This is a genomic window from Pedobacter sp. WC2501 (assembly GCF_052682415.1).
In genome coordinates this window covers 866,653-882,187 of sequence record NZ_JBQZFI010000001.1, presented here as the reverse complement: position 1 = coordinate 882,187, position 15,535 = coordinate 866,653, and the positions used below count along the sequence as shown (strand labels likewise).

General features: G+C 38.5%; 12 protein-coding genes. 7 read left to right on the top strand and 5 right to left on the bottom strand.

Annotated elements, in window-relative coordinates:
* Nucleotides 1-24 precede the first annotated feature (24 nt).
* Complete coding sequence (locus ACUN24_RS03805; protein ID WP_445561318.1) at nucleotides 25-1,161, bottom strand: hypothetical protein; 1,137 nt, start codon at nucleotides 1,159-1,161, stop codon at nucleotides 25-27.
* A gap of 79 nt (nucleotides 1,162-1,240) precedes the next feature.
* Here ACUN24_RS03805 and ACUN24_RS03800 point away from each other — a divergent pair, with 79 nt between their 5' ends.
* Nucleotides 1,241-2,272 carry a dipeptide epimerase gene (locus ACUN24_RS03800; protein ID WP_445561317.1) on the top strand — a complete coding sequence of 344 codons (1,032 nt, stop codon included), beginning with the start codon at nucleotides 1,241-1,243 and terminating at the stop codon, nucleotides 2,270-2,272.
* Nucleotides 2,273-2,400: 128 nt separating this feature from the next.
* On the opposite strand, the gene ACUN24_RS03795 is transcribed toward ACUN24_RS03800, so the two are convergent.
* On the bottom strand, nucleotides 2,401-2,598 hold the full coding sequence (locus ACUN24_RS03795; RefSeq protein ID WP_029277955.1) for a DUF6358 family protein: 198 nt from the start codon (nucleotides 2,596-2,598) through the stop codon (nucleotides 2,401-2,403).
* A 110-nt stretch (nucleotides 2,599-2,708) separates the two neighbouring features.
* Nucleotides 2,709-3,026: a rhodanese-like domain-containing protein gene (locus ACUN24_RS03790; protein WP_445561316.1), complete on the bottom strand. Its 318-nt coding sequence runs from the start codon at nucleotides 3,024-3,026 to the stop codon at nucleotides 2,709-2,711.
* A gap of 127 nt (nucleotides 3,027-3,153) precedes the next feature.
* Between ACUN24_RS03790 and ACUN24_RS03785 the strand changes: the two genes are divergently transcribed.
* Entirely contained in the window at nucleotides 3,154-4,278 is a 1,125-nt protein-coding gene (locus ACUN24_RS03785) for a DUF4407 domain-containing protein (RefSeq protein ID WP_445561315.1), read from the top strand.
* Between the two features lie 183 nt (nucleotides 4,279-4,461).
* Nucleotides 4,462-5,769, top strand: a complete 1,308-nt coding sequence (locus ACUN24_RS03780; protein ID WP_445561314.1) for a M20/M25/M40 family metallo-hydrolase — start codon at nucleotides 4,462-4,464, stop codon at nucleotides 5,767-5,769.
* A gap of 177 nt (nucleotides 5,770-5,946) precedes the next feature.
* Here ACUN24_RS03780 and carB read toward each other — a convergent pair whose 3' ends face one another.
* Complete coding sequence (gene carB / locus ACUN24_RS03775; protein ID WP_445561313.1) at nucleotides 5,947-8,784, bottom strand: carbamoyl-phosphate synthase large subunit; 2,838 nt, start codon at nucleotides 8,782-8,784, stop codon at nucleotides 5,947-5,949.
* 208 nt (nucleotides 8,785-8,992) lie between these two features.
* Entirely contained in the window at nucleotides 8,993-9,310 is a 318-nt protein-coding gene (locus ACUN24_RS03770) for a carboxypeptidase regulatory-like domain-containing protein (RefSeq protein ID WP_445561312.1), read from the bottom strand.
* A gap of 436 nt (nucleotides 9,311-9,746) precedes the next feature.
* Between ACUN24_RS03770 and ACUN24_RS03765 the strand changes: the two genes are divergently transcribed.
* From ACUN24_RS03765 to ACUN24_RS03750, 4 genes are all read left to right on the top strand, one after another.
* Nucleotides 9,747-10,277 carry an AAA family ATPase gene (locus ACUN24_RS03765; protein ID WP_445561311.1) on the top strand — a complete coding sequence of 177 codons (531 nt, stop codon included), beginning with the start codon at nucleotides 9,747-9,749 and terminating at the stop codon, nucleotides 10,275-10,277.
* Between the two features lie 762 nt (nucleotides 10,278-11,039).
* Complete coding sequence (locus tag ACUN24_RS03760) at nucleotides 11,040-13,421, top strand: TonB-dependent receptor (RefSeq protein WP_445561310.1); 2,382 nt, start codon at nucleotides 11,040-11,042, stop codon at nucleotides 13,419-13,421.
* An 82-nt stretch (nucleotides 13,422-13,503) separates the two neighbouring features.
* Nucleotides 13,504-14,148, top strand: a complete 645-nt coding sequence (locus tag ACUN24_RS03755; protein WP_445561309.1) for a thiamine phosphate synthase — start codon at nucleotides 13,504-13,506, stop codon at nucleotides 14,146-14,148.
* Between the two features lie 59 nt (nucleotides 14,149-14,207).
* Nucleotides 14,208-15,500: a hypothetical protein gene (locus ACUN24_RS03750; protein WP_445561308.1), complete on the top strand. Its 1,293-nt coding sequence runs from the start codon at nucleotides 14,208-14,210 to the stop codon at nucleotides 15,498-15,500.
* Nucleotides 15,501-15,535 lie beyond the last annotated feature (35 nt).

The following is a 15,535-nucleotide window of genomic DNA, read 5'->3' as shown; positions in this document are numbered from 1 at the left end:
TTAATAACGTTGGGGGCAGTTAAGCTAGTAGTTATTATAATAATAACTGATGTCATCAACCAGCTGCGTATAAATCGGTTTGGTAAATTCTAAAAATAAAGCACTTGGTGGTGGCGGTAATTGTTCTTTTCTTCTGGTAATGGCCAATTGTTGTTTGCTTAGAGCCCTGTCATCCCCTTTATAACTAGCCCAGCTATCGCGCCAAACATAAGTACCAGGGAATTTCTGTTGGCGAACCAATTTTTTTGTTTTCCAATCAGTAATGCTCATATCCAGTAATCCTGACGACGAGATATTCTTTTCAAAAATACTTAAGTTTGCTTTTACTGTACCATAAACGGGTTTTTTATCGCGTGTTTCGCCAATTACCACACTGTCGCGTTTTAATTTTTCTACCCTTTCTTTTACGTAGGTCTGGCCTACCACAAAATCGTCAAAGTTTAAACTCAATACCTGGTCAGGAACAATTTTTTGCTCGGTAGCTTGTGATTCGCCGTAAAAAATCACAAACTTATTCCTGGAGTAACTTCCAATAAACTGATCAATCTGTTGTTGAAAATAATCAGCACTCAACTTATACGTTCCACTGTTTACAATAATCGGCTGCACCACCACCCTTGCCACTGCTGCCCAATAGGCATCTTCCATTTTAGCTTTTACATCTTTATAGTTTGGCTGGAGATTTTGTGTTTTCTCAAATTCGTAATAGGCTTTTTTAGCCGCCTGGCGATTATTTTCCCCTAAATAGCTTAAACCAGAGTTATATCTGGCTGCTGCAGCATTGTATTTACTATCAGCAAGTTCATTGATGTATTTTGTCGGACCTGGAACAACCGTTAAACAGGCCGGACAACTATTGATATCATCAGCCAATTGATTGATTTTTTGATAATCGTACATTATCGATTCCCATCTGAAAAGGTCGTTAGATGCTTTTGCCTCTTCAATTTTTCTTAAATGATCCTTTACTGCTAAATCGTAAGCCGTTTTTAATACTTGCATGGCTTCGCTGTTTTTTGGTGAGTTTTGCAGCCTGCTTACCGATTTTTCAACAGATGAATCGTAATCACCTTTTTGTAAGGCATTTTTTCCGGTGGTACATCCTCCAATAATTATTAAGGATAAATAAATAAAATACCGTAATCTTGAATTGTTTTTCATGGCAGTGGTAGTTGCGTTAATAAAACAAAGATAATTTGTAAAGCGATAATTACCTTATTTATTTAGAAGACGATTGACAATGAAGATTAGTTGCAGGCAATTTGAATTAGAATTAAAACATCCTTTTTCGATTTCGAAATTTACCCGTACCAGTACGCCCTTAATGTTGTTAAAGATAGCGCATGAAGGTGTGGTTGGTTATGGTGAGGCTTCTATGGTGCCATATATGGGCGAGAGCTACGAAAGTGCAGCAGCTTTTCTGCAGCTTGTAGATTGGAACAAAATCCAATATCCATTCGATTTCAAAGAAATTATTAGTTATTTGGACAGCCTTGCTCCAGGTCAGCCAGCTATTAAAGCGGCGATAGATATTGCGCTTAACGATATTAAAGGGAAACTGTTAAATAAACCCTGTTATGAAATTTACGGCGCAGATCCTGCTAACATGCCGGTAACTTCTTATACCATTGGCATTGATACGCCTGAAGTAATCCGCGAAAAACTGAAAGATGCCGAAGCTTTTAAAGTGATTAAGGTTAAACTGGGGAGGGATAACGATCAGGAAATTATCGAAACCATAAGGAGCATGACCAATGTACCCTTATATGTAGATGCGAACCAGGGTTGGGCAGATAAGATAAAAGCGATAGATTTAATTTATTGGCTGCATAACGAGGGTGTGGTATTGATTGAGCAACCTATGGATAAAAACAACCTCGACGGTAATGCCTGGTTAACAGAGCGTAGCCCTATTCCATTACTTGCCGATGAAGCCGTACAGCGCTTAGCCGACATGGACAATCTGAAAGGGGCTTATCATGGCATTAACGTAAAACTGATGAAGAGCTGTGGCATGTATGAAGGGCATCAGATGATTTTGAAAGCCCGCTCTTTTGGGATGAAAGTGCTGATCGGTTGTATGAGCGAAACGAGTTGCGCCACTTTGGCTGCCGCTGCTTTGGCTCCTTTATGTAACTGGGCCGATTTAGATGGGCCATGGCTGACCAAAAATAACCCATTTACTGATCCAGCTTTCGAAAACGGGAAGTATATCTTAGAAAATCTGCCAGGTTTAGGCTTAGGAGGTATTACTCCTGATCTTTTTCTTTAAGTAGAAATAATGAATGACAGGATTATAGAATGATTGAGGATCTTGAGCGAGATAAGATAGATGAATTTGGATAGGCGTTATATCACGATATCACTCATTCAAAACTCACTCATTCTATCATTAAATTGCTACTTCTGATCTTTTTCTTTAAAACTTTTTCTGATGTCTTTAGTAAGTTGGTATTTAAAGTAAAACAAACAGGCCGTTGTGCCTACCAAAAAACCAGCTGGAAGATATTTAGCATTGTTGTAACACCACACCAATCCGAAAATAGAAAGGATAATGGCTAAGTTATAGAAGATATTTAAAGCAAATTTTTTACCCACGGTGGAAATGATTGAATGACAAAATTAGAGAATGATTGAATGAGAGAATGAATTTTGAATAAGTGTTATGTGATTAACATTCGCTCATTCAAAACTCATTCATTCTATCATTAATATACCGGCATGCCCGGATCAAAAGCTTCTTGCCAAGCTAAAATACCGCCTTTTAAGTTATAAAGATTATCAAATCCGTATTGCTGCTCCAACTGCATTACTGCTGCTGCGCTTCTTTTTCCGCTACGGCACTGAATAATTACCGGCTTATCTTTCGCAACCTTATCAGCCTCAATTAAAATTCCACCCAAAGGGATATTCTCACCTTCGAGATTGGAAACCTCGTATTCGAATGTTTCACGAACATCAATCAATTGAAAATCTTCTTTGTTATCGATTTTCTCTTTTAGTTCTTGTACCGATATTTCTTTCATTTTATAAAATGTATTTATGCAAATATAGGAAAATCAACTTTATGGTCGCCATCAAAAAAATACCATAAATTTTGTTTTAAACTGTAACAACTTTAACCCTTAGGCGTTTAATTATAAACAGTTATAAATGGACAAACTGAACCGTTTCTTTTGGTTTTGCTCTGGCGCTCATATCCCGACACTGGAAAAGTATCCTTCAGAACAAAATAAATATACTGGCATTGGTGCCACCATCTTTTTTACAGGCTTATTTGCTGCCCTTTCTGGAGGTTATGCCATGTATTTTGTATTTAAAGGCGACGATCTGGCCGTAATTTTCGCTATTGTTTTCGGCTTTTTATGGGGAGCAGCCATTTTTAATATGGACCGCTATATTGTATCGAGCATTAATAAAAGTGCCAGCACCAATAAACAGTTATTACAGGCTACACCGCGTATTCTATTGGCCATTATGATCGGTATGGTTATTTCGAGACCCATAGAGCTTAAAATTTTCGATAAAGAAATTAAAGAACGTCTAAAGGTGAGTTACCTGAATGGCCAGCGTGCTAAAATCGACACCTTGAACAAAGCCTTCGAAAAAAAATATCAGGTAGAATTTGGCAGGTTAAATCAGCAGAAAGCCACCCGGGATTCACTTGAGAAAGGAATTAAAGCGGATAGACAAAAGCTTAATTTCGAGATTTTCGGAAATAAAACCACCGAAACATCGGGTGTAATGGGCTATGGGCCATACGCCAAACGCAAGGAAGCGGAAATTGCACAACGCACGGCAGAATTAGATACGCTGAAAGCCAACATCAATAAATCGGAAGGTTTTGTAGATAAACGCAAAGAATTTGATGGCCTGTTTACTGAAAAGCTATACACCAAAAAACAGTTAGACAGTTTATCGGATATTGCCGGTTTTGCTGATCGCAACTGGGCATTAGGTCAGCTTAAATTTAATGTAGATGGTACCCGGGATAACAATACGGCAATTGCGGTTACTTTTATCGGGCTGCTGTTTATCTTTTTTGAATGTTTGCCCGTATTTGTAAAACTGATGAGTGCCCGTGGCCCTTATGATTATGCGATAGCGGATGGAGACGAGGTATCTATTTATCATTCGAAAAGAGATAAGGACTTTCATTTTGAGGTGGCCGATAATATTCACGAAACGAGGGTTGATTCCGAGTCGTCAAAAAAGAAGGAAATTATAAAAGGAAAAGCATATCGCGATCTCGAAAAATACGATTGGGACGGAGAATAGTATGGAAGATGGCTAATGGAAGAGGTAGCGAATGGTTCATAGTTAGATGGATCATAGATCATGTCCAAAAGCGATACACTATAAACCATTAGGCTATTAGCCATGAACCAAAAACCTATCAAACCACAAAACCTCAGAATTATCAACCAAAAATCCTAAATTCACACCTCTATAACTTATTATATGAAGAAAATATTCCTCCTTACCCTTGTCGGGATGGCAAGTTTGCAGCTTAAAGCGCAAAACATTGATAAAATCATCACCCGCGAATACACCGATCACCTGATTAAAACCTTAAGTGCAGATGATATGCAGGGGCGTGCAACCTTTACGCCAGGGATTGATAAAGCCGCAACATTTATCGAATCAGAATTTAAGAAAATCGGTCTGCAGCCTTTGGCTGGTGAAAAAACTTTCCGCCAAACTTTTAACAAATACCAGGTTGCTAACCAAAGTACCAGCGTTAAAATAGACGGACAGGAAATTGCACTAGAAAATATAATGGTGACCGGCGTTACCACAGAAAGTGTTACGCTTGATAAATCCAATACCACTGTTGTTAAATTAGATCCTGAAAAGCCTTTTGTAGAGCAGTTCAGAACCATGCTGAATACTGATAAAAACCAGATCGTTTTAGTCGACAATAAGTTTGCTGATCTTTTTAACCGTTACAAAGATCATTTCAGCAAACCAACTACTGTTGATGAAAAAGATGTAAAAGCAACTACCAGTGCTGTACAGGTTTTTGTTTTAGGTAAAGATGCCGCGACAGATTTTTCGGCCACTTTTAAAAGCAAAGTAACCAAAATGCCATTGTTCAATGTAGCAGGCGTAATTCCGGGTAAATCAAAAGCGAAAGAAATTGTAATTTTCTCGGGTCATTATGATCACCTGGGTTTCTTAAAACCGGTAGATGGCGATAGTATTGCCAATGGAGCCGATGATGATGCATCGGGTACAACAGCAATGATTGCCTTGGCGAAATATTATAAAGCCCAAAAAAATAACGAACGGAGCTTGATCTTTGTTGCTTTTACTGCTGAAGAAATTGGTGGTTTTGGCGCAAGATATTTCTCAGAAAAATTAAATCCTGATGATGTTGTAGCCATGTTTAACATTGAGATGATTGGTAAGGATTCGAAATTTGGCAAGAATACGGCCTTTATTACCGGTTACGAAAGATCTGATTTCGGTAAGATTTTACAGAAAAACTTAGCAGGAACTGAATTTACTTTCCATCCAGATCCATATCCGGATCAAAACTTATTTTATAGAAGCGATAATGCAACTTTGGCTGCTTTAGGCGTACCGGCACATACCATTAGTACTGATAAAATTGATATTGATAAATTGTACCACAGCGTGAAGGACGAATACAGCTCTTTAGATGTAGAGAATATCCTTTCTACCATTAAAGCAATTGCTAAGAGTGCAACCAGCATTGTAAACGGAACAGATACACCAACGAGAATACCGAAGTTGAAGCAATAATAGCGGCTGTTATAGAACAGAACGGTCGTCATTCCCGCGCAGGCGGGAATCTTAATGCAATAGGCTTTAAGATTCCCAATCGAGTTGGGAATGACGAGTCGCCAAATACAATATTATAAAAAATGGCCAGTGATTTTTTCACTGGCCATTGCTATTTTATAAACCTTTATAAGCAGATTACTTACTCAAATACATTGATTTGTCTTTGTAAAGCTTGCGGAAGTAAGGATCTTCTAAATCTTTGATGAAACGGATAGCCTCACCTGTAGATTTCATTTCAGGACCTAATTCTTTCGCTACCTCTGGGAATTTCTCGTAAGAGAAAACCGGTTCTTTAATAGCATAACCTTTAAGTTTACGAACGATGGTAAAATCTTTCAGTTTTGCTACGCCTAACATAATTTTGGCCGCAATGTTGATGTATGGAACATCGTAAGCTTTTGCGATGAAAGGAACCGTACGTGATGCCCTTGGGTTTGCCTCGATTACATATACTTTCTCATCCTTAATAGCGAACTGAATGTTTAATAAACCTCTTACATCCAATGCTTTGGCAATTTTGATCGAGTATTCTTCCATTGCTTTAGTTACCGTTTCGGATAAGCTGAATGTAGGTAATACTGCGAACGAATCTCCTGAGTGGATACCTGCAGGCTCGATATGCTCCATCATTCCCACAATGTGTACATCCTCACCATCAGAAATTGAATCGGATTCTGCTTCTTCTGCCCTATCTAAAAAGTGATCGATCAATACGCGGTTGCCCGGTAAATCGCCCAATAATTTTACTACCGCTTTTTCAAGGTCTTCATCATTGATTACAATGCTCATACCCTGGCCACCTAATACATAACTCGGACGGACCAATACCGGATAACCTACCTCATTTGCAACAACAATTGCCTCTTCGGCATTTTCTGCAACACCATATTTTGGATAAGGGATATTTAATTCCTTCAATAGATCAGAGAAACGGCCGCGGTCTTCGGCAATATCCATGTTCTCGAAAGATGTTCCGATAATTTTGATGCCTTTTTCAGTTAATTTTTCTGCCATTTTCAGCGCAGTTTGACCACCTAGCTGAACAATTACACCTTCAGGTTTTTCCAGCTCGATAATTTCGCGAACATGTTCCCAGAAAACAGGCTCGAAGTATAATTTATCGGCCATGTTAAAGTCGGTAGAAACCGTTTCAGGATTACAGTTAATCATGATGGCTTCAAAACCCGATTCTTTTGCCGCCAATAAACCATGTACACATGAATAATCGAATTCGATACCCTGACCAATACGGTTAGGTCCTGAACCCAAAACAATTACTTTTTTCCTGTCAGAAGGTTTTGATTCATTCTCTTCTTCGAAAGTAGAATAGTAATATGGTGTTTTGGCCGGAAACTCAGCAGCGCAGGTGTCAACCATTTTATACACCCTGTTTATACCTAAAGCTTTACGGCGATCGTAAACTTCATCTTCCGTAACATTGCCTAACAACCAGGCGATCTGGATATCAGAGAATCCTTTTTGTTTAAGTGTTATAAAGAAATCCTGAGGGATATTGTTAAGCGAATATCTTTTTAATTCAGTTTCAAGCAATACAAGATCCTGAATCTGGTTTAAGAACCATTTATCAATTTTGGTTACCTTACGGATAGATTCCAAAGGTACACCCATTGTCATGGCGTCTTTTATTAAGAATAAACGGTTCCATGAAGCATGCTCCAGGCCGTCCATAATCTCTTCAATATTGCGTACCTGTCTGCCATCTGCACCTAAACCAGCGCGGTTGATCTCTAAACTCTGACAAGCTTTTTGTAATGCCTCGATAAAAGTACGGCCAATTGCCATTACCTCACCTACTGATTTCATCTGCAGGCCAAGCTCTTTGTTAGCACCTTTAAATTTATCGAAGTTCCAACGCGGTACTTTAACAATTACGTAATCTAAAGTAGGTTCGAAATATGCTGAAGTTGTTTTGGTAATTTGATTTTCAATTTCATCCAGGTTGTAACCGATAGCCAGTTTAGCTGCAATTTTCGCAATCGGATAACCGGTTGCCTTACTTGCCAAAGCTGATGAACGCGATACACGTGGGTTAATTTCGATAGCGATAATTTCATCGTTTGCCGGGTTAACCGAAAACTGGACGTTACAGCCGCCGGCAAAGTTGCCGATTGCACGCATCATTTTGATCGCCTGGTTACGCATATCCTGGTAACAACGATCAGACAAAGTCATTGCCGGAGCAACAGTGATTGAATCTCCCGTGTGGATACCCATCGGATCGAAGTTTTCGATCGAGCAGATAATGATCACGTTATCATTGCTGTCTCTTAACAACTCCAACTCGTATTCTTTCCAGCCTAAAACAGCTTTCTCTACAAGCACTTCGTGTGTTGGCGAAGCTTCTAAACCACGTTTTAAAGCGGCATCGAATTCTTCTTTTTTGTGTACGAAACCACCACCAGAACCACCTAAAGTGTACGAAGGGCGGATTACCAATGGATAACCGATTTCTTGTGCAGCCTCTTTACCTTCTAAAAATGAGTTGGCAATTTTAGATTCAGCAACACCTACGCCGATATCAACCATTAACTGGCGGAAAGCTTCGCGGTTTTCTGTTTTTTCGATTGCTGCAACATCTACACCAACCACTTTTACACCATATTTTTCCCAAACGCCACGTTCTTCCGCTTCTTTACAAAGGTTTAGTGCAGTTTGGCCTCCCATTGTAGGAAGTACAGCATCAATTCTAGGTAAATCTGCAGAGTCGATATGCTCTTGTAAAATAACCTCTATGGAATCAACGGTTAACGGACGCAGGTAAACATGGTCGCCGATAACTTTATCCGTCATAATGGTAGCCGGATTGGAGTTGATAATAGAAACGGTAATCCCTTCTTCTTTTAAAGAAAGCGCCGCTTGCGAACCTGAGTAATCAAATTCACAGGCTTGGCCAATAATAATTGGTCCAGATCCGATAATCAGTACTGAGCGTATGGAAGTGTCTTTAGGCATGATAAAGCTTAAACAATAATTAAAATTCTAAAGTGTTGAACCCGAAGGTGAAGAAGCAAGAAGGTCTAATGCTTGTAAGAAGAAAAATCCCAACTGTTCTGTCGGGATGCAAAGATACATCATTAGATATGATTTTAAGGCGTTTTTTTTAAAATAAAAAAGAGCCCTATTTAAGTGCTCATTTTAGATTTTTCTTTTGAGAAATGAGTTACTGTTGTAATTTAATTTCGCCTAAATCTGTAGTAGCGCTATCTTTTACGGCAACCCTTTCTATTATTGCATCTTTATATGGCGCATTGGCTTTTACCACAACACTATAAACACCTTCTTTAAGGTTTGTAAACGTAAAAACACCCTGGCTAATCTCTGCTTTTAGCGTATCTGTCGCCGCTACAAGCGAAACTGTAAAAGCCGCATCTCCTGGCGTAATTTTTCCGATTATTCCGCCTAATTTAATATGAGTAAAGGCAATTGAACCTAAAGCAAATACAATAAGAAAAGATAGTACAACACACAATTTTTTCATGATATAATGATTTTGTTGCTTAATGTCTAAAATACATAACAGCGTTTAGTACATATAGTTTTGAATAATGAACACTATTTATCTGATTGTACTATAAATTATACACGAACGTAAAGAGTGTGCGTACGGTTTTATTGTAAATGTTAATTAGTGTTAAAAGAATTTCGTAAAAGTGGCGCTACACGTCAGAATTAAGTCACGAAGTTGTGATGATCGAAATATTGGCAATGATGTTGTAATAAGCAGAACATATATGCGTTTTGTATATACTTTAGACAATGATCTAAAGCTTCCTCCGCGGAGTAGTTAACCGCCATGAGGATTTCTTCATAAATAGTTTGTTTGGTTTATTATCCGGTTAGAGGAGCCCTCCTCAACCGGATTTTTTCTTTTAAGGCTTTTTCTTTTACATTTGATCGTATTCAGAAAACGTATCGTGAATAGAAACATAAAAAAGATTGCTATTGTTGGCCCGGAAAGTACGGGAAAATCTACTATATCTCAGCTGCTGGCTAAATACTACAAAGTTTCGTGGGTGCCTGAATATGCCCGCTACTATTGTGAAAATCTGGTTGCCGATTATACGCTACAAGATGAAGTGAACATGTACTACGGACAGGTAGCTTTAGAAGACGCAGTTTTAGTGATTACCGAAAGTGATTTTATTATTTGTGATACCACTTTTATTACGGTAAAGATATGGAGTGATGAAGTGCTTGGTGAAACCCCCCAGGTTGTATTGGATGCATTACCCAAAAAGCCATACGACCTGTACCTGTTAATGGATATTGATTTGCCCTGGCAGGACGATCCGCTGCGCGATTTCCCAGATAAGCGCGAATACTTTATGCAAGTTTGGCATAAGGAGCTGAAAGCATTGAGTGCAAATTATAAAGTAGTTGGCGGACTCGGTGATGAAAGGCTGGCAAATGCGATTAAAGCCATTGATGATTTCCTTGAGAGATAATAAAGGATATTATTTTTTTGGAAAAGTATGGCTTGTGGTTCATGGCGGCCTGTTGTCCCGCCATTCGCTATAGCCCTCATGAAAAATTTGGGGCTGCCGCTGCTGTCGGGTTTATTGAACAAGGGTTTGCCTAAACACGAAACGTTCCTACGGAACGAAAAAATAAAATATTTTTTCTACCTAGGAGTCATCCCCATGGGGACGGGAAAGTAAAAGAATCACAGGCCGTCCCTTCGGGACGCCTGCCGGGTAGCCAATTTACAATTGGCGTTTTCGTTCCGTAGGAACGTTTGGTGATCATCCGTTAATATTGATACCAGCCTGGCCACCTAAACCTGATAGCAGCTGCCGGCTTCACGCCGGTACTACAAACGGAACGGGACTGAAAATGCCAATCGAGCAGAACATGCCGTTTCTAAACCTAAAATGCTTAAAATTCACATTTATTAATCAGTTGTTAGATTATATAACTCAGAAAGCATCAAAAAACATGCTTATTGTTAAATATTTTCTACATTTGCAGCATCATTAGGGGTGCCTTGTTTATATAACACAAAAACAGGCTGAGATCATACCCATTTTGAGGTAAAAGGTAGAGGGTAAAAAGGTAGAGGGTAAATCCCATCAGCCTTAAAACCTTCCAGCCATCAGCCTCGAATGCACCTGATCCGGGTAATGCCGGCGTAGGGATTGGAGTTATGGAAGTTTAACTGAAAATCGGCAATGCCCCTTTTCCGATGGGTTTAACTAAAAACAAAAACATTGAAAAATTTACTTTTTGCAGCGCTTGTTGCAATGTTGCCATTCTTTGCATCGGCGCAAATTACAATTACCGGTAAAGTAACAGACCAAAACCAGCAGGCGCTTCCGGGTGCTACGGTTAAATTAAGAAATCAAAAAACAGCGGTTGTAAGTGATGCTAGTGGAAATTATACCATTACAAACCTCGGTAATGGAAAATACACTATTGTAGTAAGCTATGTAGGTTATAAATCAGAAGAAAAGACTGTAGACCTTAACCAAGCCACAACATTAAATTTCACATTGGCTCAGCAAAACTTTTTGGCAGATGAAGTTGTGGTAAGCGCAACAAGGGCTTCTAAAAATTCGGCAACGACTTTTCGTAATTTAGATAAAGCAGAGTTGGCTAAAAATAATTTAGGCCAGGATCTTCCATATTTATTAAATCAAACGCCATCTGTGGTAGTAAGTTCTGATGGTGGAACGGGAATTGGTTATACCGGAATGCGGATTCGAGGTAGTGATGCTACTCGAATTAACGTAACCTTAAACGGAATTCCGCTTAATGATGCAGAAAGTCAGGGAAGTTTTTTTATCAATTTACCAGATTTAGCATCGTCGGTTGATAATATCCAGATCCAGCGTGGGGTGGGTACGTCAACAAATGGCGCAGGTGCATTTGGGGGCAGTTTAAACATCCAGACCACTACCCGTAGAGATTCTGCCTATGCAGAACTGAACAATACCTATGGTTCTTATAATACCTGGAAAAATACGGTAAGTGTAGGAACAGGCTTAATTAATAATAAATTTACATTTGATGGCCGCTTATCACGAATAAAGTCTGATGGTTATGTAGACCGGGCATCATCAAACCTAAAATCTTTCTTTGTTTCTGGTGCTTATTATGGTAAAAAAGACATTCTTCGTGCCAATGTTTTTAGTGGGACTGAAAAAACCTACCAGGCTTGGAACGGTATTAGCCAGGAGGCATTGGAAACTGATCGCACACACAATGATTTCACTTATGATAACCAAACTGACAATTATCAACAAGACCATTATCAGTTATTTTATACCAGAAACATTAATAGCCAATTAGTTGCCAACGCAGCCTTACATTATACTTATGGAAGAGGCTACTATGAAGAATTTGTTAAAAATGATAGTTTAAAATTTTATAAAATAAATCCTGTTGTAGTTGGTGCCGAACAGAAAGAAACATCTGACCTTGTTCGCCGCTTATGGTTGGATAATGATTTTTATGGAGTCACTTACTCCTTAAGCTATACTCCAAAAAACAACTTAAACTTTGTTTTGGGCGGTGCTTACAATGAATATAAAGGGAGGCATTTTGATGAGGTAATCTGGGCACAATTTGCCAATTACGATGGCAGCGGATCTATTCGCCACCGATATAATGATAACGATGCTTTCAAATCTGATTTCAATATTTTTGGCAGGGCAAATTATCAGATTGATCAATTTAATTTATTCGCCGATCTTCAATACAGGCGGGTTTACTATTCTTATTTTGGAATAGATCCGAACGGAACGCCTGCACAACAAAATGCAACCTTAGATTTTTTCAATCCAAAAGCAGGTTTAACCTATAATTTTACCGACAAAAGCAATGTTTATGCATCAGTTGCTGTTGGGAATAAGGAGCCCAATAGAAGAGATTTTACAGATTCAGATATCAACAGCAGACCTAAACCTGAACATTTAACAGATGTAGAGGCCGGTTATCGTACTCAGTTTTCTACTATTTCTTTTGGCATAAACGGTTTTGCAATGTTTTATAAAGATCAGCTGATTAATACCGGAAAATTAAATGATGTTGGCGGGCAGACACGCCAAAATGTTCCCGATAGTTACCGGGCAGGTATAGAGTTTGATGGAAAATGGCAAATTCTTAAAAACCTTTCGTGGGCTACAACTGCAACTTTAAGCAGAAACAAGATCAAAAATTTTGAAGAATATATTTATGATGAAGACCCAAAAGCAGTTAATCCGGTAGTGGTTAACAATTATAAAAATACCACCATTGCTTTTTCGCCATCAATTATTGCTTCCAGTGAAATCAATTACAATGTATTAAAAAATGCAAGTGTAGCTTTGTTAACTAAATATGTGGGCAAACAATACCTGGATAATACTTCTGCTGATAGCCGCACACTATCGAGTTTTTTTGTTAATGATATCCGTTTAAGCTATAACACATCGTTTGCAGCTGTAAAAAATGTTGGATTGAGTTTGCTCATCAATAACGTATTCAGCACTTTGTATGAAAGCAATGGTGGAACTTACCCCTATTTACTTGGCGGCGAATTAAGTAGAACTAACTATTACTATCCACAGGCTACCCGTAACTTTTTACTAAGTTTGAATGTGAAATTTTAATCTGTCATTCAGAGTTGGCAACTTACACAGGCTAGTTGCCTAAAAAGTTGTCAACTCTTATTGCCTATAGCAAGAAATTAGTATGAAATACATCGAAAAGCTCCATTACATTACGCACGATATCCCGCATTTAAGCCACATTGAACAGGTGCAACAGGCCTGCGAGGCCGGTGCAAAATGGATTCAATACCGTTGCCTGAGTAAAACGGATGAAGAACTTCTGCAGGATATTAATGCCATTGCAGAAATCTGTGATGACTGGGGTACTACCTTAATCGTTACCGATCATATCCATTTAAATGGAAAGGCCGATATCCAAGGGTTTCATATCGAAGATATGGATGCAGATTTTACTGCATTGCGTAAATTGGTTGGCGATGATATCACATTAGGAGGATCGGCGAATACTGTAGATAATTTAATCAGGCTTGCAAAAGAAGGTGCCGATTATGCTGGTTATGGTCCATTTGCAGAAACTGAAACCAAACCCAACAATTATAACCTCCTAGGCATTGAGGGCTATCAGCACGTAGTAAAAGAATTGAAGACCCAGGCCATCAGCATTCCGGTATTGGCTGTGGGTGGGATTAAAACATACGATGTGGAAGCTTTAATGCAAACCGGTATTTATGGTATAGCCGTTTCCGGAGCCATTAATTTTGCCGACGACTTTATTGAAACTTATCAGGATTTTTACACAGTTGTTAAAGAAAGCGCTGTTAATTAACATTTTATAATTTGAAGCCCTTGAGATAATATTTAGTTTTGGTTAAAACCCAACAAAATATGTCTGAAAATGCTCTTCAAAACAATACGCCCTGGAACATTTATAAAAAAATCTCTTTCAGGTTCTTTTTCCTGCTCTTGTCTCTTTTCATCATCTTGAATAATAATGGAGCCTTTACGTTCCTATCAAGTGTATTGCAGTTGCCGAACCTGGTATTGCATGATCTTATTCCCTGGTTCTCTAAACACATTATCCACTATAATTACGATTTTACAATTTACACCAATGGTAGTGGCGATACCTCTTATGATTGGGTATTATTACTCTTTATATTTTTAGTATCGGTAATTGGTAGCGTCATTTGGTCAGTTTTAGACCGCAAACGCAAAAGCTACAATACAGCCTATTACTGGCTTGTGGTACTGGTAAGATTTTATTTAGCCTTTACTTTGATATTATACGGCGCTATAAAAGTAATCAAACTCCAGTTTCCTGATCCTTCATTAATGAGGTTGCTTCAACCTTTCGGAAATGCGTCGCCAATGGGGCTTGCATGGACCTTCCTCGGTTTTTCTAAAGGCTATAATATTTTTATGGGTATTATAGAAGTTTCTGCCATCATGCTTTTGTTCCGTAGAACGGTTGTTGTGGGTGCCTTTATATCATTGGCTGCAACAGCGCATGTCATGTCGATGAATTATTTTTTCGATGTTCCTGTAAAACTACTCTCAACCGCACTTGTGGTGATGTGTGTATTTATTCTGGCGCCACATTTCTTAAAACTATATCGCTTCTTTATCAGATATGAAAGCCAGCAGCTCGAAAAAATGTATCGTCCAAAGTTTAAAAAGAGATGGCTTTACTTTACGGCTTATGGAGCAAAATACCTGTATATTACTGCTTCTCTGGTATTCCTGATATCATCATTAATTGAACAGAGAAAAACTTATGGGAGTGCGGCACCCAAACCATTTATGTATGGCATTTATAATGTTGAAAGCATGAAAGTTAAAGGTAAAACCTTAGCGCCTTTAACTACGGATAGTACGCGATGGAGACAGATGATTATTAATTATTCAGGGTATGCAAGGATAAAGAAGATGAACGATAGTTCCATTAATTTCACTACTGTTTTTGATCAGAAGAAAAAAGAATTGATACTTAAATCAACTGATAAAGACCCTACTAAATATGTTTTAAACTATAATTTTATTGGAAAAGAAAGGCTGATGCTTTCGGGACTGACAGAGAAAGATTCTATATCGGTAAGTTTTAAGCGGAAAGACCTTAAAGATTTTAAGCTCATTAATAGGGGTTTCCATTGGGTGAGTGAATATCCATACAATCGTTAATCATTTTACGTCCGGCTGATTCTTCCTATACCGTA

Bases quoted from the DNA above. Each gene is read 5' to 3' on its own strand.
- ACUN24_RS03805 (WP_445561318.1), bottom strand. From the start codon at position 1,161: ATGAAAAACAATTCAAGATTACGGTATTTTATTTATTTATCCTTAATA.
- ACUN24_RS03800 (WP_445561317.1), top strand. From the start codon at position 1,241: ATGAAGATTAGTTGCAGGCAATTTGAATTAGAATTAAAACATCCTTTT.
- ACUN24_RS03790 (WP_445561316.1), bottom strand. From the start codon at position 3,026: ATGAAAGAAATATCGGTACAAGAACTAAAAGAGAAAATCGATAACAAA.
- ACUN24_RS03785 (WP_445561315.1), top strand. From the start codon at position 3,154: ATGGACAAACTGAACCGTTTCTTTTGGTTTTGCTCTGGCGCTCATATC.
- ACUN24_RS03780 (WP_445561314.1), top strand. From the start codon at position 4,462: ATGAAGAAAATATTCCTCCTTACCCTTGTCGGGATGGCAAGTTTGCAG.
- carB (WP_445561313.1), bottom strand. From the start codon at position 8,784: ATGCCTAAAGACACTTCCATACGCTCAGTACTGATTATCGGATCTGGA.
- ACUN24_RS03770 (WP_445561312.1), bottom strand. From the start codon at position 9,310: ATGAAAAAATTGTGTGTTGTACTATCTTTTCTTATTGTATTTGCTTTA.
- ACUN24_RS03755 (WP_445561309.1), top strand. From the start codon at position 13,504: ATGAAATACATCGAAAAGCTCCATTACATTACGCACGATATCCCGCAT.
- ACUN24_RS03750 (WP_445561308.1), top strand. From the start codon at position 14,208: ATGTCTGAAAATGCTCTTCAAAACAATACGCCCTGGAACATTTATAAA.